This is a genomic window from Porphyromonas crevioricanis (assembly GCF_900476255.1).
GTDB lineage: Bacteria > Bacteroidota > Bacteroidia > Bacteroidales > Porphyromonadaceae > Porphyromonas > Porphyromonas crevioricanis.
Map to the genome: position 1 here is coordinate 1842346 of NZ_LS483447.1, position 26723 is coordinate 1869068.

At 43.0% G+C, this 26723-nt stretch carries 22 protein-coding genes; 20 read left to right on the forward strand and 2 right to left on the reverse strand.

All coding sequences use genetic code 11. The features are described from left to right. Positions 1-191 precede the first annotated feature (191 nt). Both DQN70_RS08070 and DQN70_RS08075 read left to right on the forward strand, forming a co-directional pair. Complete coding sequence (locus DQN70_RS08070) at positions 192-2693, forward strand: outer membrane beta-barrel family protein (protein WP_023940815.1); 2502 nt, start codon at positions 192-194, stop codon at positions 2691-2693. Between the two features lie 82 nt (positions 2694-2775). After that, positions 2776-5706 (forward strand): M16 family metallopeptidase, encoded by a 2931-nt coding sequence (locus DQN70_RS08075; protein ID WP_023936974.1) that lies wholly within the window; start codon positions 2776-2778, stop codon positions 5704-5706. 122 nt (positions 5707-5828) lie between these two features. Here the strand turns inward: DQN70_RS08075 and DQN70_RS08080 are convergent, their stop codons facing one another. Both DQN70_RS08080 and DQN70_RS08085 read right to left on the reverse strand, forming a co-directional pair. Further along, a complete protein-coding gene (locus DQN70_RS08080; protein WP_023936972.1) occupies positions 5829-6704 on the reverse strand; it encodes a nucleoside phosphorylase in 876 nt (291 codons plus the stop codon). Positions 6705-6765: 61 nt separating this feature from the next. Further along, positions 6766-8193, reverse strand: a complete 1428-nt coding sequence (locus DQN70_RS08085) for a hypothetical protein (RefSeq protein WP_023940818.1) — start codon at positions 8191-8193, stop codon at positions 6766-6768. Positions 8194-8384: 191 nt separating this feature from the next. Here DQN70_RS08085 and DQN70_RS08095 point away from each other — a divergent pair, with 191 nt between their 5' ends. The 18 genes from DQN70_RS08095 (at position 8385) to DQN70_RS08195 (ending at position 26722) form a co-directional block, all read left to right on the forward strand. Then, complete coding sequence (locus tag DQN70_RS08095; protein ID WP_111759361.1) at positions 8385-8594, forward strand: hypothetical protein; 210 nt, start codon at positions 8385-8387, stop codon at positions 8592-8594. Between the two features lie 171 nt (positions 8595-8765). Next, complete coding sequence (gene tssD, locus DQN70_RS08100; protein WP_023936966.1) at positions 8766-9158, forward strand: type VI secretion system tube protein TssD; 393 nt, start codon at positions 8766-8768, stop codon at positions 9156-9158. 103 nt (positions 9159-9261) lie between these two features. Continuing rightward, complete coding sequence (locus DQN70_RS08105) at positions 9262-9723, forward strand: hypothetical protein (protein ID WP_023936964.1); 462 nt, start codon at positions 9262-9264, stop codon at positions 9721-9723. A gap of 17 nt (positions 9724-9740) precedes the next feature. Beyond that, on the forward strand, positions 9741-11135 hold the full coding sequence (locus DQN70_RS08110; protein WP_023940825.1) for a DUF5458 family protein: 1395 nt from the start codon (positions 9741-9743) through the stop codon (positions 11133-11135). Positions 11136-11188: 53 nt separating this feature from the next. Further along, positions 11189-13060 carry a phage baseplate assembly protein V gene (locus tag DQN70_RS08115; RefSeq protein ID WP_023940826.1) on the forward strand — a complete coding sequence of 624 codons (1872 nt, stop codon included), beginning with the start codon at positions 11189-11191 and terminating at the stop codon, positions 13058-13060. A gap of 16 nt (positions 13061-13076) precedes the next feature. Beyond that, positions 13077-13922, forward strand: a complete 846-nt coding sequence (locus tag DQN70_RS08120; protein WP_023936959.1) for a hypothetical protein — start codon at positions 13077-13079, stop codon at positions 13920-13922. Between the two features lie 3 nt (positions 13923-13925). After that, entirely contained in the window at positions 13926-15410 is a 1485-nt protein-coding gene (locus DQN70_RS08125) for a PAAR-like protein (protein ID WP_111759362.1), read from the forward strand. Between the two features lie 11 nt (positions 15411-15421). Then, complete coding sequence (locus DQN70_RS08130) at positions 15422-16306, forward strand: hypothetical protein (RefSeq protein ID WP_111759386.1); 885 nt, start codon at positions 15422-15424, stop codon at positions 16304-16306. A 258-nt stretch (positions 16307-16564) separates the two neighbouring features. Continuing rightward, positions 16565-17947, forward strand: a complete 1383-nt coding sequence (locus tag DQN70_RS08140; RefSeq protein WP_262510157.1) for a DUF4280 domain-containing protein — start codon at positions 16565-16567, stop codon at positions 17945-17947. Between the two features lie 10 nt (positions 17948-17957). Then, positions 17958-18422 carry a hypothetical protein gene (locus DQN70_RS08145; RefSeq protein ID WP_042226304.1) on the forward strand — a complete coding sequence of 155 codons (465 nt, stop codon included), beginning with the start codon at positions 17958-17960 and terminating at the stop codon, positions 18420-18422. Positions 18423-18478: 56 nt separating this feature from the next. Further along, positions 18479-19204 carry a hypothetical protein gene (locus tag DQN70_RS08150; protein WP_111759364.1) on the forward strand — a complete coding sequence of 242 codons (726 nt, stop codon included), beginning with the start codon at positions 18479-18481 and terminating at the stop codon, positions 19202-19204. Then, complete coding sequence (locus DQN70_RS08155) at positions 19191-20087, forward strand: hypothetical protein (RefSeq protein WP_111759365.1); 897 nt, start codon at positions 19191-19193, stop codon at positions 20085-20087. The genes DQN70_RS08150 and DQN70_RS08155 overlap by 14 nt, the downstream gene beginning before the upstream one ends. 258 nt (positions 20088-20345) lie before the next feature. After that, positions 20346-21713 carry a DUF4280 domain-containing protein gene (locus DQN70_RS08165; protein WP_262510158.1) on the forward strand — a complete coding sequence of 456 codons (1368 nt, stop codon included), beginning with the start codon at positions 20346-20348 and terminating at the stop codon, positions 21711-21713. 12 nt (positions 21714-21725) lie between these two features. Then, a complete protein-coding gene (locus DQN70_RS08170; RefSeq protein ID WP_036888631.1) occupies positions 21726-22073 on the forward strand; it encodes an immunity 22 family protein in 348 nt (115 codons plus the stop codon). A 67-nt stretch (positions 22074-22140) separates the two neighbouring features. Further along, positions 22141-22812, forward strand: a complete 672-nt coding sequence (locus DQN70_RS08175; RefSeq protein ID WP_023941025.1) for a hypothetical protein — start codon at positions 22141-22143, stop codon at positions 22810-22812. 21 nt (positions 22813-22833) lie between these two features. Next, positions 22834-23283 carry a hypothetical protein gene (locus DQN70_RS08180; RefSeq protein ID WP_042226158.1) on the forward strand — a complete coding sequence of 150 codons (450 nt, stop codon included), beginning with the start codon at positions 22834-22836 and terminating at the stop codon, positions 23281-23283. Positions 23284-23569: 286 nt separating this feature from the next. Next, positions 23570-23896: a hypothetical protein gene (locus DQN70_RS08190; RefSeq protein ID WP_042226163.1), complete on the forward strand. Its 327-nt coding sequence runs from the start codon at positions 23570-23572 to the stop codon at positions 23894-23896. A 336-nt stretch (positions 23897-24232) separates the two neighbouring features. Next, positions 24233-26722, forward strand: a complete 2490-nt coding sequence (locus DQN70_RS08195) for an ATP-dependent Clp protease ATP-binding subunit (RefSeq protein WP_023941034.1) — start codon at positions 24233-24235, stop codon at positions 26720-26722. Position 26723: the final 1 nt, after the last annotated feature.

A 26723-nucleotide genomic window follows, 5' to 3' on the forward strand; every position in this document is an offset into this window, starting at 1 on the left:
TTTAGAGAGCTTGTTCAATGCTCTACTTACTATTTTTCCCTCGCCTATTGCTTTTTTGATAAACATCTCTACCTTTGCTGTATCCCATAAATAACACAGTGGGTATACAACTTAGAATGAAAGGGTTTAATAGGTTCTCAACCAACAGAATATCAAACGCATAGTGCGATGCTAATAAATTCGTTTTTCTTATGAAGAAGATTTACTACCTAATCTGTGTTCTGACGGCTCTCATCCTGTCACACAGTACAGTTTCGTTTGCTCAGAGTACGGACAACTCTCAAGTCCGTATTAGTGGTACAATTACAGATAGTTTGGATCAAAAGCCAATTGCTTTTGCCACCGTGGCCATTTCTATTCGTATCGGAGAGATCGAGGAACAATACGGGCAGGTGGCGGACAATGAGGGATACTTCCGCATCGCCCTACCCTATGCGACAAACTACAAAATAGAATGCTCCTATGTAGGAAAGAAATTCAACCCGATAAATATCAGCCCCAAAGAGGGCGAAAAAGAGATCAAATTGGGGAAGCTGTTCATGACCGATGACGAGTCTACCCAATTAAATGAGTTGCAGGTGGTGAGTGCGCGCCCTTTGGTGAAAATGGAGATCGACCGACTGTCTTATGCAATGAAAGAAGACAGGGAAGCTCCGACAAAGAGTTTACTTGATATGCTGCGCAAGGTACCTCTGGTAACGGTGGATGGCCAAGGGAATATTCAAGTCAAAGGGTCAAGTAACTTCCGGATCTTCTTCAATGGCAAGCCTTCTCCCATGTTCGATCAGGATCCTAAAAATATATTACGCTCTATACCTGCTGCTACGATCAGAAAAGTAGAGGTCATAACGGAGCCGGGAGTAAAATATGAGGCGGAAGGGATCAATGCTATTATCAACATTGTAACTGACGAGGCTACCGGTGACGGCCTGATGGGTTCGGTTTCGGCTTACACCGGCTACCCTGCTTTCGGAGCCGCCACAGTATACTTGGCCATGAAAAAGGGGAAATGGGGTCTGTCAAGCAATTTTACACTGAACAAAGGGACTGCCGAATCAAGGAACAATCTTAGTCAGATCAACAAACGAAATGATACACGCAATGAAATACGCTATCGGACAGATGATATTGTATTCTCCTCTGTATATGGCAATGCACTGTTGTCTTTCGAGCTGGACTCTCTGAACCTACTGACTGCAAATTTGGCTCTTCGCCCAAACAAAACGACTTTCACTACCAATGGGGAAAACAGATTCTTACACAAGGAGAATTTGCTAAAAGAATACAAATTCCAAAATAGAGATGAGAGTTCCGGAGGGAACATACAAGCCGGATTGGACTACCAACACAGTACACTTATCCCCAACGAATTACTTACACTGAGCTATCGAGCATCCTACAGCCCAAGGTCCTCTTTCTCTCGAAACACATTTTACAAACAATCTGCGAGTGGTCTCGACTCCATAAAAAAGGGCAATACGGATGCAGGGCTATGGGAACATACGGCACAGATAGACTATGTACGTCCATTCTTGTCGAGACATATGGTAGAAGTAGGTGCAAAATTCATACACCGCTATGCCTTCTCCAACCCCACACATAAGTATTTCGACCAAGCTGCCGGAGAATGGCGTCCCTTGATGCCCAAACCCGGAGAAGAAATGAACTTCACAGATTTTCTCCACTACTACAACATCTGGGCAGGATATGCAGCCTATACCTACAAAAGAGATCGTTGGTCGGCAAAAGCCGGAGCCAGACTGGAGGGAGGTCAACTGCACATCGAATACAAAGATCTACCTCAAGCCAACTACAAGGACAATTTCTTTGACTGGATACCGGAAGTCAACTTCGACTATAAGCCCTCGGATAGCCAACAAATCAAGTTGGCTTACAACTTCCACATCAAACGCCCTCATATTACACAGCTCAATCCCTACGTAAAGGAGACAGCCTACGTACACGAGCAGGGCAATCCAAATCTCGACCCAGCCCGTAATCATACAGGGACATTGTCTTATTCCTACACACATCCTGTGATCACGGCGATGCTTTCGGCAAGTTATCTCTATACGGAGAATATAATAGAGGAGAGGTATGCTCCTCATCCTCATCTACCCGGAGTGCTATTGAAATCTTATGGGAATTTTGGACGATCCTATGGGCCCAGCTTTTCTTCTTATCTATTCTTTATGCCCTTCACTTTTATTCGCTTCTCCCTTGATGCCTCAGCGGCCTATACGACTTGGGATGCCAAACAACTCGATCTGAAAGCCTCGGATTGGTCTTATAACGGCTCTCTCTACACTCAAATCATGATGCCCAAAGATTGGAGTGCCAGCTACTACTTTGGACTGTATAACGCGGGTAGAAGTTTGCAATCCGTATCGAAAACGATGTTCTACGATGCTATTTCTATCACCAAAACCTTCCTATTGGGGCGACTCAATGTTTCTTTAGGAATATCCAATCCATGGACAAAAGAGTCGCTTTTCGAATCCATCACAGATACAAAGGATATGAAATTGATCTCCGAAAACTATAATGTTAATCGTTACATACACTTCAATATCTCTTATCGATTTGGCAGCCTTTCCTCTCAAGTGAAAAAGACTACCCGAAGCATAGTGAATGATGATTTGGGAATAGGCAAAGACAATCAAAACAAAGGAGGAATACAAGCCGGTATGTAAGCCACAAAAATTCCAATTCCTTTAAGCTTGCTTACCTTTGTGATAGCAATTATTTCATGTATCAATCAAAAAGAATCGCCGTATGAAGATCAAACAAATTCTGCTTATCGCAGTTTGCCTGTTCTCTGTCTCGGTACTGGCTCAAGCACAGCAATTCAAAACTGTGAAAAAGACAGATGCCCGGGGCTACATTTACGAGGAGGTGCAGGGAGACCCTACCCACTCTCGAATGTACACCTTGAAAAATGGGCTGAAAGTTTACTTGAGCAGGAATACCGAATCCCCTCGGATCCAAACTCTCATTCCTGTGCGCACCGGATCTAACAACGACCCGAGCGACAATACTGGCTTGGCCCACTATCTGGAACACATGATGTTTAAGGGTACTTCCAAAATGGGAGCTCTGAACTGGGAAAAAGAAAAAGTAGAGCTGGCCAAAATTTCAGACCTCTATGAGGCACACAAGGCCACAAAAGACCCGGAAAAGCGCAAGCATCTCTACCGCCAGATTGACTCTATCTCACAAATCGCAGCTCAATATGTAGCAGCCAACGAGTACGATCGTCTTACCACTTCATTGGGAGCCACGGGTACCAATGCCTACACTTGGGTGGAACAAACAGTATATGTAAACAACATCCCTTCCAACCAACTCGACCGCTGGTTGCAAATCGAAAGCGAACGATTCGGAGAGTTGGTACTGAGACTTTTCCACACCGAACTCGAGGCCGTGTACGAAGAGTTCAACATGGGTCAAGACAATATCAACAGACGTATCAACAAGACCCAGGGAGAAGCCCTCTTCCCCACACACCCATATGGACAGCAGACAACCATCGGCACCTCCGAACACCTCAAATCTCCATCCATGGTTGCCATACACAACTATTTCAATACTTACTATGTGCCAAACAACTATGCGGTGATATTGGTCGGAGATCTGGAGTACGATGAAACTATCGCCATGGTAGACAAGTACTTCGGCAACAAAAAAGCCAAACCTGTCCCTCAAAAAACATTCCCCAGAGAAAAGCCGATAGAAAAGCCGGTTGTTCGCGAGCTATACAGCAAGGATGCGGAAAATATATACCTGACCTATCGTTTTGACGGAGGCACGGGCAGCAAAGATGATATATACATATCCCTTATAGATATGTTGCTGACCAATGGTAAGGCAGGCTTGATAGACCTGTCTCTAAATCAGGGTCAAAAAGTCTTTATGGCCGGATGTTCTCCTCTCATCCTAAAAGAGTACAGCCTGCACAGCTTCTATGGTATTCCGAAAGAGGGTCAAACACTCGAGCAAGTAAAAGAGCTTCTTTTGGAGCAAATAGAAAGGATTAAGAAAGGGGATTTCCCCGACTGGCTTTTGGAGGCTGTAGTGAATGATTTGGAGCTTAGTGAAATCGCCTCCCTCAAAAATGCCGGTAGCATAGCCGAGGTGCTCTGCGCTTCCTTCATACAAGAGCGTCCGTGGAGCGAACGAGTATCACGTATCAGTGAGATGCGCAAGGTAACAAAAGCTGACATCGTAGCCTTTGCCAATAAACACTATGGCAATAACTACGTGGAAATACTGAAGCGTCAGGGTGAGAACGAAGACCTTATACGTGTAGAAAAGCCGGCTATCACTCCTCTTGAGATAGACCGAAGCGTAATTTCGGAGTTCGGTACCAAGATCTTGTCTGAAGAGGCTCCTCGGATCAAACCTCTCTTTGTCGACTATCAGAAAGAAATCAAAAAGGAATCGGTGAAGGGTCATGAGATCGACTATATCATAAACCCGGATAACGACCTCTTCCATCTCTACTTTATTTTCGATATGGGAAGCAGCAATGATAAGAAAGTAGAGTTGGCAACCTCTTATCTAAATTTCCTGGGAACAGACAAACTCAGTCCAGAAGAAGTAAAGCAAGAGTTCTACAAGCTTGGTATCGACTATAGTGTAAGTACCGGTCAAGATCGCACTTATTTGATGCTCTCCGGTTTGGGCCGCAATATGGGAAAAGGAGTAAAGCTATTCGAGGAACTGCTCGCCAATGTAAAGCCTGACAGCAAAGCCCTGCAGGAAATGATTGCTCTCACCCTGAAAGATCGTAAAGAGGAAAAGAATGACAAGAATCGGATCTTCAATGCCGCAACTGCTTATGCCATGTTTGGAGAGGTTTCTGCCAGACGAGACATCCTCTCTCGAGAAGAGCTTATGGCTATACAGCCGGAAGAACTTACAGCCATTATCAAGGATCTGACAAACTACAAACACCGTATATTCTACTACGGCAACAGGTTGTCCGAAGCCAAGAATGCTCTCAGTGCTTATCATCACTTTGGGCAAAAAGAATATCCTACTCCTGTCATCTACAAAGAACAGCCGACTGGGGGCAAAGTGTACTATACCGACTACGATATGGTACAAGCTCAAATCAACATGATCCGCAGAGTAAAAGTCTATGATCCGAGAGAAGAGGCTTTGGCGTTGATGTTCAATGCTTATTTCGGTGGTGGCATGTCTTCTATTGTTTTCCAAGAGATCCGTGAGGCCAAGAGTTTGGCATACTCGGCCTATGCATTCTACTCTCGTGCGAAAAAGAAGGAGGGGTATAATCACGTGATCGCATTCATCGGTACACAATCCAACAAACTCACCGATGCATTCCACGCCATGCAAGGCCTGGTACAGGATATGCCTCAGAGCGAAAAGAGTTTTGAAGCAGCTAAAAATTATGTACTGCAGGAGATAGAATCTCAGCGTATCACCAAGGACAATATATTCTGGTCTTACGAAGGGCTCAAACGCAAAGGGATCCATCAAAACAATGCGCGCGAGATCTACGAGGAAGTCAAAAAGATCACGATGCAAGACTTGCTCACCTTCTTCAACGAAACAATCAAGGGTAACGATTATACTTTTGTTCTCATCGGTAGAGAAAGTGACTTGCCTTTGGATCTGATGCGTCAGCTCGGTACTGTAGAAAAGCTCGATATAGACTATATCTTCAACAATAAGGAATAAGTTCGCAAGAGCTAATCCCCATTGCACAATAAAAGAGGGTGTGCCACACTTTGGATGGCACACCCTCTTTTTAGATTATTGGGAAATAATTTGATAAAGGGAAACGAGACTTTCTCTTATTCTTAAATGCGATCTAAGACCATATCAATCAGATTTTCCAAACTGCTCTTGTAGTCAGTATTCATCTTCTCATTCTTACGACCGGCAATGATACAGCAGACAGTCATTCCTCGGTGCCCCATCAGTGCAGCCAATCCTGCCAACGAAGAGCTCTCCATCTCGAAGTTGGTAATACGTTTACCATCGTAATCAAATGCCTGTATCTTTTTATTCAGTTCGCTGTCTTTCAGTTCTATGCGTAATTTTCGGCCCTGTGGTCCGTAGAAACCATTGGCAGCAATTGTAACTCCACGCAAGACATCGTCTTGGCATATTTGGTCTACCAATCCCTCATCGGAAGATACGACATAAGGCTTGAGACCATCCAGCTGCCAATCCAGCTGACGAAGAAGCTCTTTCTCAAAAGCCAAATCTCTTATTTGCTCGGTATTCCCATAGAAATACATCACCCCATCGAACCCAATACTTTTGCTTGCAGCTACATAAGTCCCAATCGTTGTATTGTCTTGCAGTCCACCGGATGTACCTACTCTCACCAACGTCAGCTGGCGAAAAGAATCCTTGACCTCTCTGGTCTGGAAATCTATATTAGCCAGTGCATCCAACTCATTGAGCACAATATCGATGTTGTCCGTCCCTATCCCGTGACTAAGCACTGTGATGCGCTTGCCCTTGTAGGTCCCGGTGATAGTATGAAACTCTCTACTGGAAACATTACACTCTATGCTATCAAAGCGTTTGGCCACCATATCTACACGAGCTGGATCCCCCACCAGAAAGACTTTATCAGCAAGCTGTTCTGGTTTGATGTGTAAATGAAATACGGATCCATCCGAATTGATGATCAGTTCAGATGCCGGAATAATTCTCTTTGTCATGGTCTATTCTCTATTTATTGGTTAATTGACTTTGTTTATATCAGAATAGGATTTCTTCGCATCATTCTCCTCCTTTTCGGGACAATTCTGCTGCAAGACAATCCTGTTTCAGTTGCGCTATTTCTCGTCGAAGAGATAATTCTTGCTCCTCAAAGGAATAGATACGATCCCTCAGTCCTACCCTTCGGTTAGGGTTTTGTCGATATACTGACCTCATTCGCCCCAGTTCTTTCAACACAAGCTCAAGCTTATCTTTTCGGTCAAGCATCTGTCGATATAGTTCGGCTCCTTTGGAGCTGCGAAAATCAGTCCAATATCTGTACCTGCGACCTTCCACCAAGAGATTAACTTCCTCGACATGAGCATCGGCAGTGTCCACAGTACGAGACTTGAGTTTCTCAGTATAGTCAGTACCGATCTCTTGCGTTGCTGCAATGCATCGGAGTGTGGCTTGAGTTCTTTTTCGGTCCAAATCATCAGTTGGGAGCTGAGTATTTATGTCATCAAGCAAGAAAGTATATATACAGACCCAACCTTGTGGTTGGTAACGGTCGGAAGCAAAGTAGCCTACTCCACGGCCTTCATCATAGACAAGCAGATAATCATTGTAAATGGAATTATAAGGCATACCAAGAAGAGTAGGATCAAGGAACAACTCACCGGAAGCATTGCGCCGAGTCATATATATATCCATACCACCCAAACCTCGCTCATTATCCTCTCTGCAGAAAAATAGAGTCGAACCATCTTGTTTCATCCCGGGGTAGTTTTCCGTACCTGTTTTATTGAGGTTTTCTTGTGATCGGACTTCTTCCCATCGAGAACCTATTTTCCTCAATTCGACCAATTCGGTACCTCCTCTCCCTGCTCTGCGGGCTCCGGCTACAGCTCTTTGGTTACGAGCATCTATATGAGCTGTGATGTAACGGTCAGTCCCATTCATATCAGCCCCAGACAAGATCCGACCGGCTTCAGGAGACAATCTACTATAAGCATTGATCAATTCTCTGGCAGGAATCACCAAGCTATCTATCACCTCTACTCTGGCGACCTGCTCCATCATAGCGGCTGCCCGATCTATTTTGTCAAGAAAATGCAACGCATCCTCTATCGGCTTCTTCTGTTTCTTCAAGAATGCAATGTAGGCATCCTCTTCCTGTCTGGCCTCTGAGAAGAAGTAAGAATGGAAATAGGCTTGAGCAAGTATCCGATGAAGTTCGGGTTCTCGTTTGGCAGCAGTCCGTAGCTCAGTCACAACTCTCTGGTACTCTTTGTGCTCTATCAAGGCTTGGCCATAGCGAAGTGCATAGGTCCGTTTGCGAGGATTCTTCCGATACAACTCAGCTATTGCCTCCAAAGAAGAAGTTTCACTGTTTTGTGCAACAAGTTTGTACCCACTCTCTGTACTTCCAAATAGAAAGATCATCAAGAGCAAATAGCGCAATGACAATATCGATGAAAGACGAATAAAACCTATATCTCTTGTCATGTATTCTTTTTTGGCTTTTGTAATACCTCCGATAAAGGTAATCCAAAAGCCAGAGGGCTACAAGGCTGCACATCTTACAGCTGTCTCTCACCCATATGTTCAAAGGAAAAGAACAAGGAGATTATTCAAGGCTTATAATCGAATCAATCATAGGCAAGATCTCCAACAAATCCGTAAAAAGGCTGCATAAAATGCCTCTTAAGAGATTCCCTGTCCAACTCTTAATAGGGGCCTATCTAATCCTTCAGTATGTCTTGAATTGGCTTGGGGCTATAATCCAGCAAGAAGTTTTTAAGCACACTGTCATTATTCATAGATCTCATAAATATCGTTTGATTGACTTCTATCAATCAAAGGGTTTCGACCTGACCGATTTCATCCATGGAGAAGAGAATGGATAAGGAGTAATACTTCGCAGAGGAGAGAAAAGCGTAATTTTGAGTGTTAAATAAAAATACTTACCTTGCAGTGTTGTTTCCTGTGTATGAGGAGCTTTAGGCATAATCTTAATGCTCCATGTTGTGGGAAATTCACTTAAAAACTACTCTAACCTAACTAAATTTTGTAGAGCTATGGCATTTAGATCAACTCTCAACTTAGGCGGAAAGGAATACGATGTTCTTGAATGCAAGTATTCGCTTCGCCGCGATGTAGACTCCAAAGGGCGTCCTGCATCCAACATCTATGGTGGGCGTATTCGTGTTCGTGTAGAATCGACTGCTGATACCACGATTTTGGAGCACATGGTGAATCAATTCAAGCCATTTAACGGTAGCATTGTTTTCAAGAAAGGAGATGAGGAAGCCAAGATGAAAGAATTGTCTTTCGAGAATGCTTACATCATCGAATTCGAAGAAGGCATCGACATCGTAGGTGAGAACCCCATGTCTTTGGCTATAACCATTTCAGCACAAACCATCAAGATCGGTGGAGCACAGTACGAGGAGAACTGGCCGACCAATTGATCTCCTAAGACGGATTCAAAACGGGTGTCGTTCCCTTGTCCGGGCCGGCGCCCGTTTTTGGAAAAAAAAGAAACTGGATTCCAACCATAATACAGACTATTCCATGGGCATACTGAACTACGAAATTGGCGGTAACGAAGTAAAAATAGATGCTTCGGAAGCCATTGCCGACATTCCAGAAAATCGAACTCTTCTGATAGAAAAATTGACAGCGGATGATCCTATCAATCCTGAAACAGTGGAAGGACTGACAACCATCGAGGAAGTTTTTGCGGCTTTCCAGCCGAACGTCGATGTTGAATTTGAAAACGCTGAGGGAGAACCTGTGAAAGAAAATTTCCGCTTCAATAGTACTGCAGATTTCCAAGTCAAGAACATGACAGCGGGAAGTCGCTTCCTGAACAACTTGTCAATCAAAAAAGATTTCTACAGCAAATTGGTGAAGCAACTTCGTTCGAACAAGGTGCTTCAGCGGGCATTGGAGAGTCCGGAAAGCCGACAAGCTCTCATCGATGCCTTATCAGAATTAAAGAAAGAACTTCAAGAAACATCATCCGCACAATAACCCCCCCTACATAAGCAATGGCAGATAAAGAACTGAAGCAACAGACAGAACAGGCCACATCCTTACAGCCTGAATTCCGGGAAAAACCCGCAGAAAAGTTCTCCAAGCAATCTTTGGATACCGCCTTGGCCGGGTTGTCGCGATTCGGAGGGTTCAGTTTTTTGGAATCAGCTATCGATGGAATCCAAAACCTGAATCCGGAACGCAAAGCTCGTAAGAAAATGTTCCTGCTTGAGGAACAGAAAGAAGGAGAACGTAAGGATTTGGCAGAAAAGATAGACCTTTGGCTCGAACTCCTCTCGGGCAATAAGGATGTAGCCCAAATGGTGGAAGAATGCCAAGGCAAGGCCTCTACCGTATCCGAATTACTCTCGAAAAATCAGCTAACAGCGGTGGAAGCGGTCAAGGATTTGGAGCGTTCATACCGTGCTGTACAGCTATTCTATAAGAATACAGAATCGGATAAACTCACGAACATAACTATCGTCAATGCTACTCCAGAACAGCTAACCGATTTGGATAATTCCCGCTTTATCGATTTTGTCGCCGACGAGCTGAAACAGAACTATGACCGTCTAGACTTGCGGAACAACTATTCCCTGCTTGTCATACCTGGCTACCTTGGATCAAACAAGGTAGTGGAGAAGTGGGCCAAAATAGCAAATAACAACAAGGTCATGTTATTTACAGATTTTGCAGACCTCGAAAAACCTGACGATGTTGTGGACATGTTCTTTAGCTCAAATCTATCGGGAGGTGACACTTTCAAGTGTAATACAGTTATGTGTTGCAATTGGCTGGTAGGACGTGGGGCCTATAAAGAAATAGGAGAGACAGACGATCTGCACGTTTCTCCGGCATCTGCACTTGCGGGAAAGGTCTATTACACTCTCATGTCTCAGGTGACGGCCGGCAAGAAACATGGAGGTCTGAACGAAGTCGATGCAGTTGCATTCCCTCTGAAAAAAAGCGAAATCTCTCAGCTCGATTCCATGGGCTTGGTACCTATGGTTAATGAATACGGTAAGGTCATGGCCTTCTCGGCCAAGACCCTCTTTAATGGAGACAATCTTGGCCTACAAACCTACTCGGTAGTTCGAGTTTTCGACTACATCACCAAAGTGCTATTCGATTTCCTGAATCGTCGCTCTTTCGAGAATTGGAGTGGGAAAACAGAGCGTGATCTGCGCAGTCAGATCGTAAAGTTCCTGGACAATATACAGGGGCCCGATCGTCTGATAGAGCGTTCAAAGATTGTGCGGTTAGAAAGGGATCCATACCAAAAGGACCGCATTTATCTGGATATCCATATCACGCCATATTTCCCTGCCAAGAGCTTTGTTATCAAGCTGGATGGGACTAAGGGAGATGACGAAGCCAGCTGGAACAGCGAATATGAACAGGAGAAATAATACTTCTCCTGTTATGTTCGGCCAAACTTAACAGAACAAAAAAAGAAACTATCATGGGAGCAGGAACGAACTTGAATGCGGTAAAAACGAAGATACGTCTTGACGGAGAGGAGATTCTTTTTGAATCCTTAATTCTCGATCAGACAATGAACTCTTGCCACCGGTTCGAAATAATCAGAGAGTATCCTACACACAATCAGCTCTGGAAAGAAACTCCCGAAAAACTGATCGGGGCGGTCGGTGCGCGAGTACTGATCCGCTTCGATCATATTGTATCTGGTCAGTTCTATGAATTTTCCGGTTGGGTCACGGATATTCGTATTGATACAGGGGAAGAGTCTGCAGACAGAGGTGTACGTCTACGCTCCAGCAGGATGCGAATCATAGGAAGGGGCGATGTAGTCAGTTTAGATGGAGCTCCTACAATGAACTCTTTCATCGACCAACAACTTTCGGGCATTGTCTCTGAAGTGACAAGAGACACCTACTTCAAAGTGGAATGTAATCCGCGATACAAAGGCATACTACCCTATGCCATGCAATACAGAGAAAGTAACTTCGAGTTTCTCAATCGTCTCTCTCGTATCTATGGAGAACTATTCTATTACGATGGTAGGACGCTATTTTTTGGAACACCGAAAAGTGCAGACTCCGAAAAACTCTTCTTTGACAAGGATTTACTAAATCTACGAACAGGAGCATCAGCCAGACCTCGAAAATATGCCCATTACGACTATGCTGCTGAAGAAGACAAATTCCTGCGCTTCCAAGCCGATGATCAAATCCCCGGTGGAAATCCATTGATCGACGACGTAGTCAATCGGGCTGATCGACTCTTCCCTGAGAAAGGAGTCATCCCCTCCAACTCGCCCGTCTACACGGAATTCAATTTACAGGATTTGGTCGAAGAACGTAAAGCCGATGCCGTCGGCAGGATGTTATATATTGAAGCAGAAACGCAAACTTGTCGTATCACCTTGGGTTCTGTGGTGGATATACTCTTCCCTGAAGCAATGGATGTTCCTGCTTTGGGCAAATACCGCATAACAGCCATCCAGCATTATGTCAGCACAGGGGGTAAGAACTATTCAAACCGTTTCTTAGCCTCACCTGCACTGATTGATTGTGTGCCGGAAGCATACTCCAGAGAAGTGAAAGCCTACCCAGAGATGGCCATCGTTTCGGATAATAAAGACCCAAAGAATCACGGCCGAGTAAAGGTACAATTCGACTGGCAGAAGCCCAAAGGACTTTCCACAAACTGGCTGCGTGTACAGACTCCCGATGCCGGCAGTAGCAAAAAAGTAACTACCAACAGGGGATTTGTGGCTATTCCAGAGGTAGGAGATCAAGTGATGGTAGGATTCGAGTATGGTGACCCACACCGCCCGTTCGTTATGGGAAGTCTCTTTCATGGGAAAAGTGGTATTGGAGGAGGTGTTGATAATAAGATCAAAAGTCTTTCCACTCGAAGTGGAAATCGCTTAGAGTTGAATGATGAAGATGGATCTATATTACTGGCCGATCCCGATAGTGTAAAAATGCGTTTTGATGGGAAAGGGAATGCTACTACTAACGCAAACATTTCCCATTCCATCAATGCCGGAAACAAAAGCTCCATTAATGTCGGAGCAACAAAAGAACAGCCCGCTCAGGCTGTTATATCTGCTGATGCAGAAGGTAATATCCTGATTGACGGGAAAACGAAAATAACAATCCAAGTCGGAAAGAACAGGATTGAAATCTCGAAAGATGGTATCATCACAACTGCTGCGGATGGGAGTATCGAAACACTTGCACAGACAGGGTCAGTGTCAATAGAAAGCGCATCTGCCGAGGCTTCGCTCAAGGGTTCTTCGAAGACAAAAGTCGGCGGAGGAGAAAAAACATATGTTTCGGGAGGGAAAGTAGAGATTAACTCTTGAGTAAATGAGCAACACGATGAAAAGACTGTATCCCGATGCGTATAAAACGATCGAGACTTACCGAATGGAGGCTTTGCAGCGCGTTGTCCTCGGCGGATTACCCAATGAAAACAGGGTAAGGTCAGAAATAAAAAAGATCCTCACGGACACAGCTAAAAACCGTTTTGTCTACCGCATCGAGATATCGGGGTGGGAACAGAGCAATATGGACGGAATCCGCAGGGCAGAGGCCTCGACTGTTATGCTTTGGGATGGGGTTCTGATAGAAACGGATAATACCGGTGCTATTATTCGTATCATCAATCAGAATGAAATTGCCGAAAAATGGTACAGAATGCGTCCGCAGGTTGAAAAGAACCTGACTTTTCTCGAAAATAAGGCCGAAGTATTGGCAAGCATTGATAATTTATGCATAGCTCCTGAAGAGCTGAAAACGGTTTTTGAAGAGAGCGATATGGGCACATTGCTTTTCCCTCCGATGTATAACTGTCTTGAAAAACCGGGAGACTCCATAGAACAGCACAAATCATATCACGATTTTTTCGGGAAGGTATCATTGCCTATACGGATCATTACCACCCTGAAAAGATGGGACATTCTGAAAGATAAGGTAACTATTATCAGAGAAGGACAGCTTGATGAACCGATTTTCGACCATCGGGAAATGGCACGCCATTTTAAAGTATTGGCCGATGACTTGAGCATCAAGGCAGGGAAACCCATACTAAGATATGTAGAAACGTTTGATCTTGACGGCTATCGATGGATAACGCATAGTGGACTGGTTTTTTCCGTTGAAATCCCCAACCTTTTCCATTACGAGAAAATTCTTCGTTTAACTCATTTGCCCAAGGGGGAGTAATCTATGGCTGGAAAGAAATATGTCCCTGAAGGAATCTGGCTGGTTTGTGACAAAGGAGTGAAGCCTTCGCAGTTGCGAAGCCTCTCTTACCGAGAAACGGTCATTATGGGCGAGCATATGTGCACTCGGATGGACAAGGTATTGGCAGTCAATTTCGATCCGTTCGGTGCCTGTGCCTGCTGCAATGGGTCGCCTTGTACAGCTCCCGTTATAGACTGGGTCAATGTAACAGAGAAGATTCGCCTGGGAGGGAATCCTCTTCTACTCGAAAACAGTGAGTTACTCTGTTCACTGGGTGGTCGGATTAGGATTTTCTATACTCTGACAGCTGCATCGGCTGCCTGCGGTGCCTCGCAAGAACAAGAACGCAGCTTCTGGAGTAAGGCCATCGATTTCGGTAAAGGCTTGGGCAAAGGACTTTGGAAAGGACTCAAAGGTACAGTTACGGGAGTCGTTGATCTGACAGTCTGGGCAGGAAAACACTCGCTCCCTTATATGCTACTGAATCCGGCTGGATTCGCTGACCAGTTGAAGCAAGATGGAGAGATTTTGAATTCTCTCGGTTCTCTGGTCGGTAAGGCCGGAACCTGGATCTACCGTAACTCTGCCGTAAATTTGTTGGCCAACCCTCAGGACTTTCTGGCAGCACAACAGGAGAACAGAGCCATGTTGGAAACCCTTGCCGACAAGGCTGCCAATATGAGTGCCGAGGAATGGGGTGATTTTGCCGGGCAGGTGCTGTTCGAAGTGGGAACGGAGGTTGCCACCGCAGGAGGAGCCGCAGCGCTCACAGCCGTAAAAGCTGCCGATAAGGTGATGGATGTTGCCAAGGTTGCCAATCGGGTCGATGATGTATTGGATACTGCCAAGACATTGGATAGGATTGATGATGCTGCAGATATAGCCAAGGCTGCCGACAAATTGGATGATGCAGCAGATGCAGCCAAAGCTTTGTCCAAAGCAATGGTGCCGAAATTGGAACCTCCAGTGAAAAACATAGACGAATTTCTTTTCGACTATAAAAAATATCGCTTACGTGAGGGTGAAAAATTAGGAGACTTTGGCGAAACTATTGCAAAGGATTATTATCGTTCTTTAGGGTATGATGAGTTTTATGCGGTACAAAATAAATCTGGCAATGGTGTAGATATTGTAGCCAGAAACTCCCAAACGGGAGATATGGTAAAGGCAGAAGTCAAAACGACCCAACAAGATAAGCTCTGGAATGGTGGTAAAACAAAGGAAATACCGCTAAGTAAGGATCAGAGACAGATGGGAGGTAAGCATTATACCAATGACAGATTAAACAGGGCTGCAAATGGTGATGATGGGTACACTGATGGCAGAAGTTCTGAACAAGCAGAAATGGCATTAGAGGCGCAAAGAGAAGCAATAAATAATGGCGCTGAAGTTAAGACAGAGAAGATAGATATATATGTGGATCAGAACGGAAGACTACGAGGTGAGCCTCAGATTAGAAAATGGTAAAAAAAGAATATATGGACAAGTTTAAGAAACTGAAGTTATATGCTTTAAAGAAAAAAAAGCACCAGATAGATAAGCACAATGGGCATTACACCAATTCAATGAGAGATATTCAAAACTTCATAGAAGGAGTGAAAGGTAGATCCATAATTGGGTTAAAATTTGAGAGAATATCAACCTGGCTTCATTGGGAATTTATGTTTAATTTCCTAAATAACAAAAAAATAGATTCTCATGGATTGGAATTGTCTACAATTTTTGCATTAGAGTCTGTTAATTGGGATTACTTCTTAGGCAAAGATGTTGAGAAATATAATGAAACCATCCAGTTTCATAAAGCGATAAAACACATGGCTCAGGCCTTACTATTAGGGTGGGACGAATTGGCTATAAACTATGGACGTTTATTAATTAGAATGCTTTATGGCAAGCAGTACGAAGGCTGGCATCCAGCGTACAAGCATCCATGGTTTATGTTGGAAATCTTCTGTAAATGGCAAAAAATAGAGCTTGACTACAGCAGACTCAATTACCCTAAGGATATGGGCGTTTATATTGAAGCATTAAAGTGCTGGGATACAACAGATACTACATTGTTGGCAAAGATAATAAATGACCTTACGGACTTCCATATCGCAGAATCAGACGAAAATGAATATGAAGACCGTACTCCGGATTTTCCGTCATCGGATTACTTCATTTTTCCGATAGAAATACTCTTATGGCTAAACATCCGCCAGAGGATTGGATTGCCAGACTATACACCGGACAACGAGTTGATGAATATGCCTATCAACAACTGGCATACCCAACAAACGGAGATTCCCCGAATAGAAATCATTGAGCAAGCAAAACAAAAATTACTACAAGATTGTCCGAAAATTAGTTTTGAGCTGTAGTGTGACTTAGCGAGACGGATGACTACAAGCTATTCGTATTCCATTTCCTCGAAGAGATTGATGTATGAGTGCCGAAAAGTATGTTCCCGAGAGAGTTTGGCTGTATTTTTATTTCAACGAAGAATTGCTCTGTAGAAGTCTTGAAATTTTGTGGCGCAAGAAAATAAAATTACCTCGCCAACAAAATATTTTTTCTTCGCGAAGAAAATTTCGGTCATTCGGCGTCGGAGATAAAAGATTGTCCCTGAAGGAATCTGGCTGGTTTGTGACAAAGGAGTGAAGCCTTCGCAGTTGCGAAGCCTCTCTTACCGAGAAACGGTCATTATGGGCGAGCATATGTGCACTCGGATGGACAAGGTATTGGCAGTCAATTTCGATCCGTTCGGTGCCTGTGCCTGCTGCAATGGGTCGCCTTGTACAGCTCCCGTTATAGACTGGGTCAATGTAACAGAGAAGATTCGCCTGGGAGGGAATCCTCTTCTACTCGAAAACAGTGAGTTACTCTGTTCACTGGGTGGTCGGATTAGGATTTTCTATACTCTGACAGCTGCATCGGCTGCCTGCGGTGCCTCGCAAGAACAAGAACGCAGCTTCTGGAGTAAGGCCATCGATTTCGGTAAAGGCTTGGGCAAAGGACTTTGGAAAGGACTCAAAGGTACAGTTACGGGAGTCGTTGATCTGACAGTCTGGGCAGGAAAACACTCGCTCCCTTATATGCTACTGAATCCGGCTGGATTCGCTGACCAGTTGAAGCAAGATGGAGAGATTTTGAATTCTCTCGGTTCTCTGGTCGGTAAGGCCGGAACCTGGATCTACCGTAACTCTGCCGTAAATTTGTTGGCCAACCCTCAGGACTTTCTGGCAGCACAACAGGAGAACAGAGCCATGTTGGAAACCCTTGCCGACAAGGCTGCCAATATGAGTGCCGAGGAATGGGGTGATTTTGCCGGGCAGGTGCTGTTCGAAGTGGGAACGGAGGTTGCCACCGCAGGAGGAGCCGCAGCGCTCACAGCCGTAAAAGTTGCCGACAAGGTGGTAGATGTGGCAAAGGTTGCCAATCGGGTCGATGATGTATTGGATACTGCCAAGACATTGGATAGGATTGATGATGCTGCAGATATAGCCAAGGCTGCAGACAAATTGGATGATGCAGCAGATGCAGCCAAGGCGTTGGATAAAGCAAAGGTGCCCAAGCTGGAAATGCCGGTAAAAAAAACAAAAAAACTTGTTCCAAATACGCCGGAACATAAGGCTGCACGGTGGACAGCATACAAAAAAAGAGGAGGTAAATGGGATTATGATAGGTGGAGCAAGCAGTATGATGCTAATATGAGGAATGCTGAATTTGGCTTAAAACGAGAAAAGGCTTATAGAGAACGATTTGGAGGTAATAGTGAAACAATAAAAACCAAATTTACAAATCGACAAATAGATATAAGTAATGGCAAATATTTGGGGCAATTAAAGACCGGTAAAGTTAGCTTAACAAAACAAGCAAAAATAGATATTCAAAAAGATGCTTGGTTAGTCAAGAGGGGTTATAAAGTTGAATATATATTGGAAAAGGGCGCATCAAAGAACTTTATAGACGCATTGGAAAAAGCTGGAATTGATTATCATATAGGAAGCAAAATACAATAAAATAATTATAATGAATTTAAAAAAAATACCCCGACGAGATTTAGAAGAAATGTTTGAAACCTTCTTGTCTTCGATAGATGATTATATTGAAAACATTTTAGAAATTAGTGCATACAAAGGATATAATTTAGATTTTTCTTTGGAAAGTTTGAGTGATCTAGAAAAATACATTTCAACGAGCAATATTAATGCTGATGATGACAGGATTAATGATTTGGCAGCTTATCTAGGTGAAGTTATAAGGAAAAACATCGGTGGAAACTGGAAATGTAGTTTAGACTTAAAATATAATTCTATTTTTTATGGGAAACCTGTTATTGCAGAGTATACAACTCCCAATGATTTAGAATTTTCACCTTTTGACTGTATATTAAACTATATAAGTGAGCCACACGCCAATTATTTTATAAATATAATTGAAAATGATTTAGATGATGTTCCATTAAATTTAGATGATATTCCAACCGAGGAATAAGACCTTTTGTATTTAGTCCTCGATCGTGGAGACTTGCCGTAAAAGTGTTCTTTTACATGTTATTTGAAAGTTTTTACTTACCGTTGCACTGGACTGCGGTAAAAGCCGCCGACAAGGTGGTGGTTGATGCCGCCAAAGCGTTGGATAAGCTGGATGATGCTGCAGATATAGCCAAGGCTGCCGACAAATTGGATGATGCAGCAGATGCAGCCAAAGCTTTGGACAAAGCAATGGTGCCGAAATTGGAACCTCCAGTGAAAAACATAGACGAATTTCTTTTCGACTATAAAAAATATCGCTTACGTGAGGGTGAAAAATTAGGAGACTTTGGCGAAACTATTGCAAAGGATTATTATCGTTCTTTAGGGTATGATGAGTTTTATGCGGTACAAAATAAATCTGGCAATGGTGTAGATATTGTAGCCAGAAACTCCCAAACGGGAGATATGGTAAAGGCAGAAGTCAAAACGACCCAACAAGATAAGCTCTGGAATGGTGGTAAAACAAAGGAAATACCGCTAAGTAAGGATCAGAGACAGATGGGAGGTAAGCATTATACCAATGACAGATTAAACAGGGCTGCAAATGGTGATGATGGGTACACTGATGGCAGAAGTTCTGAACAAGCAGAAATGGCATTAGAGGCGCTAAGAGAAGTAATAAATAATGGTGCTGAAGTTAAGACGGAAAAAATAGATATACATGTGGATCAGAATGGGACATTACGAGGGGAACCGCAAGTCGGAAAAATGGTAAAAACATCAAAAAATGAAGACTATTAAATTATTAGTAGAGTATACACTCTCAAAAAAAGAGCATCAGCTAGGCAAGAAAAATTATTTTTACACAGAGCCAATCTGTGATATTAACAAATTTATTAATGGAGAAAATTCTATAGCGGGGATTGGATTGGCTCTCGATTTTCTTTCTTCTTGGTACCACTATAATTGTATCTATTCATTCGCATTTAAACAAAATGAAGATCTAATAGTTGAGGAAAACAGCTTCTCTATATCCACATATATAGCTATTGAGGCCAATAATTGGTACTTTTCTCTGGGGAAGATTTTCGGAAGGTACAAACGCTCCATTGAATTCCATAAAGCCATCAAGCACATGGCTCAGGCCTTACTGTTAGGGTGGGACGAATTGGCTATAAACTATGGACGTTTATTAATTAGAATGCTTTATGGCAAGCAGTACGAAGGCTGGCATCCAGCGTACAAGCATCCATGGTTTATATTGGAAATCTTCTGTAAATGGCAAAAAATAGAGCTTGACTACAGCAGACTCAATTACCCTAAGGATATGGGCGTTTATATTGAAGCATTAAAGTGCTGGGATACAACAGATACTACATTGTTGGCAAAGATAATAAATGACCTTACGGACTTCCATATCGCAGAATCAGACGAAAATGAATATGAAGACCGTACTCCGGATTTTCCGTCATCGGATTACTTCATTTTTCCGATAGAAATACTCTTATGGCTAAACATCCGCCAGAGGATTGGATTGCCAGACTATACACCGGACAACGAGTTGATGAATATGCCTATCAACAACTGGCATACCCAACAAACGGAGATTCCCCGAATAGAAATCATTGAGCAAGCAAAACAAAAATTACTACAAGATTGTCCGAAAATTAGTTTTGAGCTGTAGTGTGACTTAGCGAGACGGATGACTACAAGCTATTCGTATTCCATTTCCTCGAAGAGATTGATGTATGAGTGCCGAAAAGTATGTTCCCGAGAGAGTTTGGCTGTATTTTTATTTCAACGAAGAATTGCTCTGTAGAAGTCTTGAAATTTTGTGGCGCAAGAAAATAAAATTACCTCGCCAACAAAATATTTTTTCTTCGCGAAGAAAATTTCGGTCATTCGGCGTCGGAGATAAAAGATTGTCCCTGAAGGAATCTGGCTGGTTTGTGACAAAGGAGTGAAGCCTTCGCAGTTGCGAAGCCTCTCTTACCGAGAAACGGTCATTATGGGCGAGCATATGTGCACTCGGATGGACAAGGTATTGGCAGTCAATTTCGATCCGTTCGGTGCCTGTGCCTGCTGCAATGGGTCGCCTTGTACAGCTCCCGTTATAGACTGGGTCAATGTAACAGAGAAGATTCGCCTGGGAGGGAATCCTCTTCTACTCGAAAACAGTGAGTTACTCTGTTCACTGGGTGGTCGGATTAGGATTTTCTATACTCTGACAGCTGCATCGGCTGCCTGCGGTGCCTCGCAAGAACAAGAACGCAGCTTCTGGAGTAAGGCCATCGATTTCGGTAAAGGCTTGGGCAAAGGACTTTGGAAAGGACTCAAAGGTACAGTTACGGGAGTCGTTGATCTGACAGTCTGGGCAGGAAAACACTCGCTCCCTTATATGCTACTGAATCCGGCTGGATTCGCTGACCAGTTGAAGCAAGATGGAGAGATTTTGAATTCTCTCGGTTCTCTGGTCGGTAAGGCCGGAACCTGGATCTACCGTAACTCTGCCGTAAATTTGTTGGCCAACCCTCAGGACTTTCTGGCAGCACAACAGGAGAACAGAGCCATGTTGGAAACCCTTGCCGACAAGGCTGCCAATATGAGTGCCGAGGAATGGGGTGATTTTGCCGGGCAGGTGCTGTTCGAAGTGGGAACGGAGGTTGCCACCGCAGGAGGAGCCGCAGCGCTCACAGCCGTAAAAGCTGCCGATAAGGTGATGGATGTTGCCAAGGTTGCCAATCGGGTCGATGATGTATTGGATACTGCCAAGACATTGGATAGGATTGATGATGCTGCAGATATAGCCAAGGCTGCCGACAAATTGGATGATGCAGCAGATGCAGCCAAGGCGTTGGATAAAGCAAAGGTGCCCAAGCTGGAAATGCCGGTAAAGAATATTGAAAGTATTCCAGGAATCAAAGAGTTTAGTAAATGGTTTGACGACTTACCTCTTGAAGATTTTGAAAGAATATGGAAAGATGAAGGCCTGAGGAGCAAAATAGAGTCACGTATACGGTATCCAGGAGGATTACACGAATGGCTGATGTGTTCAAGAGCAAATATATTTAAGAAATGGGGTGTTAGTATGGATGACATAAAAAAACTAAGGACAAAAGTAGATGATGTGATTTTCAAAAATCCTCCAGGAATACACGGAGGACCTGGTTCAATCAGAGCCCACAATGAGATTCTTGATTTAATCGATAGTTCCAATTCCTATGTAGAGTTTAAAGAAAAATTGATTAGTTGGTCTGAGAAACGATTAGAAGGAGGAAGTAAAAAATTACCAAGCGGATTTTTCGAGTAAAAATATATAAATATGAGAGCACAAAATAAAGTTTCAGTCCTTGTGGCAAATTTCCCATCAAAGACATATTTAGAGGAATATATTCAAGAACATTTCACCGAAGAAGGAGATATGTTCTCTGATTTAATGAAAGACTTGGATGCTGATTTTATTGATAATCAGTTTATGGAAACGCTATTTGTTGAAAAAACATTAACTATCTCCGATCTTGTTGATTTTTCATACTCGGAAAATTTTATTCATAAAATTTCGTGTGATATGTCAGATTCTAATTGCGCTATATTTTTGTATGATTACGAGCAAAAAAAGGATATTCTATCAAAAAAAATAAAACTCATTGGGGTTTTTGACTATCGATAAACATGCCTCTTTCTAATTACTGACGACCTCGCAGGACTTTCTGGCAGCACAACAGGAGAACAGGGCCATGTTGGAAACCCTTGCTGACAAGGCTGCCAATATGAGTGCCGAGGGATGGGGAGACTTTGCCGGGCAGGTGCTGTTCGAGGTGGGAACGGAGGTTGCCACCGCAGGAGGAGCCGCAGCACTCACAGCCGTAAAAGCTGCCGATAAGGTGGTGGATGTTGCCAAAATAGCAAACAAGGCAGATGATTTTGTTGATGTCGCCAAAGCGTTGGATAAGCTGGATGATGCAGCTGATATAGCCAAGGCTGCCGACAAATTGGATGATGCAGCAGATGCAGCCAAAGCTTTGGACAAAGCAATGGTGCCGAAACTGGAACCTCCAATCAAGAGTGAGAAAAGACTTGGGGGGGCACATAAAGATTTGGACTTTGATAGTAGCATAGCTACTGGAAAGAAAAGAGAAACAATAGAACAACACCACCATATGCCGTGTCAAGCGGCGGGAAATAAAGGAGGAAACGGCGGTGCCATAACTATGGAGACCTCAGATCATAAGAAAACAGCATCTTGGGATAATATTAGTGGGGCTAAAATGTACCAAGAAAGGCAAAGAACTTTGATCGAACAAGGGAAGTTTAGGGAGGCATTTGAGATGGATATTCAGGACATTCGAGAAAAATTTGGTGATAAATATGATGAGGCTATTAAGCAATTAGAAGAGTGGTATAAATAAAATCACAAAATAGAGTAAAATATGAAATATGATATTAAGCCATTTATAGGCGTTGGAAACTTAAAGTTTGGAATGAAACGTGATACTATCAACCGAACAATATTAAATAGCCTAACATTTGATTCTGTAGAAAATAAGAATGTTGAGAACGATGAGTTATCAACGAATGATTATTTTGAAAACGGATTAGTATTAGGGTATCTAAATACATCTTTCCTTCTGAAATATATTGTTTTATCTGACTCTTGTGAGGCCTTTTTTGAGGGAGTAGATTTGTTGTCTATGTCTTACTCCGAAAGTTTAACCTATATGAAAAAATTTGACTCAAATACAAAAGAGGAGGAATATATGGGCTTTACAACATATAAGTATGGGATTGCTGTTTATGCTCCAGAGGGGACAGAGAATCCAGACTGTTATATTGAAGCTGTTACCATTGGAGAAAAAGGTTATTTTCACCCAACAAGATAAGCTCTGGAATGGTGGTAAAACAAAGGAAATACCGCTAAGTAAGGATCAGAGACAGATGGGAGGTGAGCATTATACCAATGACAGATTAAATAGAGCTGCAAATGGTGATGATGGGTACACTGTGATGGCAAAAGTTCTGAACAAGCAGAAATGGCATTAGAGGCGCTAAGAGAAGTAATAAATAATGGTGCTGAAGTTAAGACGGAAAAAATAGATATATATGTGGATCAGAATGGGACATTACGAGGGGAACCGCAAGTCGGAAAAATGGTAAAAACATCAAAAAATGAAGACTATTAAATTATTAGTAGAGTATACACTCTCAAAAAAAGAGCATCAGCTAGGCAAGAAAAATTATTTTTACACAGAGCCAATCTGTGATATTAACAAATTTATTAATGGAGAAAATTCTATAGCGGGGATTGGATTGGCTCTCGATTTTCTTTCTTCTTGGTACCACTATAATTGTATCTATTCATTCGCATTTAAACAAAATGAAGATCTAATAGTTGAGGAAAACAGCTTCTCTATATCCACATATATAGCTATTGAGGCCAATAATTGGTACTTTTCTCTGGGGAAGATTTTCGGAAGGATCATATACTTCTGTTGACAAACCACACATCGAACATCTAAACGCCCTCATTCGATGATATGTCCCTAAAGGTTCTTCCTCCAAAGGCTTAACACGTAAACAGATTCACCCAATAGAGGACATACTGAACCATAGGTAAAGGAAGGGACTCGATTATAGAACGTCTTTCGAATGCTTCTTGCAAAACTTACCCTAGTGTTGCATTTATTTATGGAGTCTACAGACTGCATATTTAAATCTTTCATTCATGGTAATATGCCAATTTCGCGTATCTTTGGCATGAACGATTCCTCAAAAAGAACAACTGAGGATTTAGCGTTGTGGTAGTCAAACAACAGAATACGAGAACCGACCATGGACTTTCTGAATTTAGACGAATCAGTTCAAACAGGCATAAGGATAGCAAAATCCTTGGTCAGGGAGTATGGTAATGCGACCTATACTCCGGCACATCTTCTAAAAGCCTTGCTACACAAGGAGGTTGGTCTGGCTTCATTCATTGAATCCATTGGGAAAGATCCTCTTTATCTTGATGAATGGGCTGAGGTACATATAGAAATGAGTGAAAAGCTATCCGGTGTAACTGAAATTGAACCAGATGGACGGATTCCCGTATTGTTTGAGGAAGCCGACAACGTACGGTTAAAACTTGGCCTCCTACAAATCAATCCGATTTGTGTGCTTTGTGCCATAGCCAAACCCGAAGTAGCATTTTCTGCTGACCAATTGAAATCATTTCCCATTCGAGAAAAGGATATTTTAGATGTCTTCCTTCAGGGAGGTACCATTCCCCAACAGGTTTCTCAAGCCATGGCACCTTTTGTTGAATCTTCAACTGTTCCTTTGACACATTTAACAAAATACTGTATCAACAAAACAGCTGAAGCTCGAGAAGGCAAGGTACATCCCGTAGTTTGCAGAGACAAGGAGATGCGGCACATGACGGAAATTCTTGGTAGAAAGGGAAAACCGAATGTGATGATAATCGGTGATTCTGGTGTAGGAAAAACAGCAATGGTAGAAGGCTTGGCGTGTGGCATTGTGGAAGGGAATGTGCCCTCTTTCTTGCTCGAAACAGATATTTGGGAGTTGGATTGTGGAGCTCTGATTGCAGGAGCCACCTATAAGGGAGAAATTGAAGACCGCCTCAAAAATATCATCAAAGAGCTTAGGCAATTAGACCGTGTTATACTTTTTATTGATGAAATCCACATCCTACTTGATGTCAAGCAAGGAAATAGTGGGGCAGCCAACATCTTAAAACCAGAACTTTCCAAAGGAGATTTAACGGTCATTGGTGCAACTACAACTGACGAATATCGCAAACAAATTGAACCTGATCATGCTTTTAACCGCCGATTTGAGGTATTACAACTTACAGAGCCATCCATTGATAATGCCGTGGTAATGGTCAAGCTGTTACTAAAAAAATATCGTGAATACCATAAACTAGATGTCAATGAAATAGCTCTTTCGGAATGTGTGCGTATGGCCAAACGCTATGTTAAAGACCGCCGTCTTCCTGACTCTGCTATCGACTTACTTGACCGGACCATGTCTGCCGTAAAAATGGTCAATGAGACTGTAGAATCTGATTTATTAAGATTGACACAAGAATTGAATGAACTCGAAACGCACAGGATAGGTATGTCTGAAGAGGATTTATCAAACAAATTGCACCACTTGTGGCAAGAAACCACAAGTCGCATCAGTCCTGTCATACGATGTACCCTGAATTGTGCAGACAATGTGGAACAATCGGCAGATTCAGCCCAAATGTTTGATTGTTTATTTCTACTGGCAGAAGAGTTAGGATCATTTGCAAAAGAAAAAATAGAATGTGTTACCGGCGACCATGTCGCTGCAGTTGTAGCAAGCAAAACAGGCATACCTATCGGCAAGATACAGGCTGGAGAAAAAGAACGTTTGCTGAATATGGAGGATCTTCTCCGAAAAAGGGTTGTAGGGCAAGATCATGCACTAAAATCTTTGACGGATGCCATTTTGGAATCTCGTAGTGGGATGAACAAACCAGGACAGCCTATTGGGTCTTTTTTTCTACTTGGTCCTACTGGTACTGGAAAGACTGAACTGACCAAGGCTCTGGCGGAAGCTCTATTCAACGATGAAAAGGCGATGATTCGGTTTGACATGTCTGAATTTAAAGAGGAACATTCGGCAGCCCTACTCTATGGAGCTCCTCCGGGATATGTTGGTTACGAGGAAGGAGGACTATTGGTGAACAAAATCCGCCAGCAGCCTTATGCCGTCGTCCTTTTTGATGAAATAGAGAAAGCCCATCCATCGGTTTATGATACATTCCTTCAGATTATGGATGAAGGAAAATTGCATGACCGTTTAGGTAAAGAGGGAGACTTCTCCAATGCTATTATTATTTTTACGTCCAACGTTGGCAGCGAATGGATTGCTCAGGAGTTGTCAGAAGGAAGACAACCCACAACTCTCCAAATGATGGAAATAATGAGCAGTTATTTTCGTCCAGAATTTCTCGCACGATTATCTGAAATTGTTCCTTTTGCCCCGATCGGAGAGAGCATTCTCATGCAAATCTTTGAAATACAATTCAATGGGTTCCGAAAGTTACTTAAACAGCAAAATATGGATATTGAACTCTCGGACGAAGCAAAACAGATGCTGGCATTTAAAGGCTTTACTCCCAAATACGGAGCACGACAAGTGTCGGGTGTAATTCGCAACTACTTGAGACGCCCTATCTCTCGTATGATCTTGTCGGGTAAACTCAACCCAGGTGATATGCTACATGGCGCGCTATCTGAAAAACAAGAATTAGTATGGGAAACCATTTCCCTCAAAACAGCATAGA

Bases quoted from the DNA above. Each gene is read 5' to 3' on its own strand.
- DQN70_RS08085 (WP_023940818.1), bottom strand. From the start codon at position 8,193: ATGACAAGAGATATAGGTTTTATTCGTCTTTCATCGATATTGTCATTG.
- DQN70_RS08075 (WP_023936974.1), top strand. From the start codon at position 2,776: ATGAAGATCAAACAAATTCTGCTTATCGCAGTTTGCCTGTTCTCTGTC.
- DQN70_RS08175 (WP_023941025.1), top strand. From the start codon at position 22,141: ATGTTGGAAACCCTTGCTGACAAGGCTGCCAATATGAGTGCCGAGGGA.
- DQN70_RS08095 (WP_111759361.1), top strand. From the start codon at position 8,385: ATGCCTCTTAAGAGATTCCCTGTCCAACTCTTAATAGGGGCCTATCTA.
- DQN70_RS08110 (WP_023940825.1), top strand. From the start codon at position 9,741: ATGGCAGATAAAGAACTGAAGCAACAGACAGAACAGGCCACATCCTTA.
- DQN70_RS08145 (WP_042226304.1), top strand. From the start codon at position 17,958: ATGAATTTAAAAAAAATACCCCGACGAGATTTAGAAGAAATGTTTGAA.
- DQN70_RS08070 (WP_023940815.1), top strand. From the start codon at position 192: ATGAAGAAGATTTACTACCTAATCTGTGTTCTGACGGCTCTCATCCTG.
- tssD (WP_023936966.1), top strand. From the start codon at position 8,766: ATGGCATTTAGATCAACTCTCAACTTAGGCGGAAAGGAATACGATGTT.
- DQN70_RS08195 (WP_023941034.1), top strand. From the start codon at position 24,233: ATGGACTTTCTGAATTTAGACGAATCAGTTCAAACAGGCATAAGGATA.
- DQN70_RS08170 (WP_036888631.1), top strand. From the start codon at position 21,726: ATGAGAGCACAAAATAAAGTTTCAGTCCTTGTGGCAAATTTCCCATCA.
- DQN70_RS08190 (WP_042226163.1), top strand. From the start codon at position 23,570: ATGAAGACTATTAAATTATTAGTAGAGTATACACTCTCAAAAAAAGAG.
- DQN70_RS08105 (WP_023936964.1), top strand. From the start codon at position 9,262: ATGGGCATACTGAACTACGAAATTGGCGGTAACGAAGTAAAAATAGAT.
- DQN70_RS08080 (WP_023936972.1), bottom strand. From the start codon at position 6,704: ATGACAAAGAGAATTATTCCGGCATCTGAACTGATCATCAATTCGGAT.
- DQN70_RS08150 (WP_111759364.1), top strand. From the start codon at position 18,479: ATGTTATTTGAAAGTTTTTACTTACCGTTGCACTGGACTGCGGTAAAA.
- DQN70_RS08155 (WP_111759365.1), top strand. From the start codon at position 19,191: ATGAAGACTATTAAATTATTAGTAGAGTATACACTCTCAAAAAAAGAG.
- DQN70_RS08125 (WP_111759362.1), top strand. From the start codon at position 13,926: ATGGCTGGAAAGAAATATGTCCCTGAAGGAATCTGGCTGGTTTGTGAC.
- DQN70_RS08180 (WP_042226158.1), top strand. From the start codon at position 22,834: ATGAAATATGATATTAAGCCATTTATAGGCGTTGGAAACTTAAAGTTT.
- DQN70_RS08115 (WP_023940826.1), top strand. From the start codon at position 11,189: ATGGGAGCAGGAACGAACTTGAATGCGGTAAAAACGAAGATACGTCTT.
- DQN70_RS08130 (WP_111759386.1), top strand. From the start codon at position 15,422: ATGGACAAGTTTAAGAAACTGAAGTTATATGCTTTAAAGAAAAAAAAG.
- DQN70_RS08120 (WP_023936959.1), top strand. From the start codon at position 13,077: ATGAAAAGACTGTATCCCGATGCGTATAAAACGATCGAGACTTACCGA.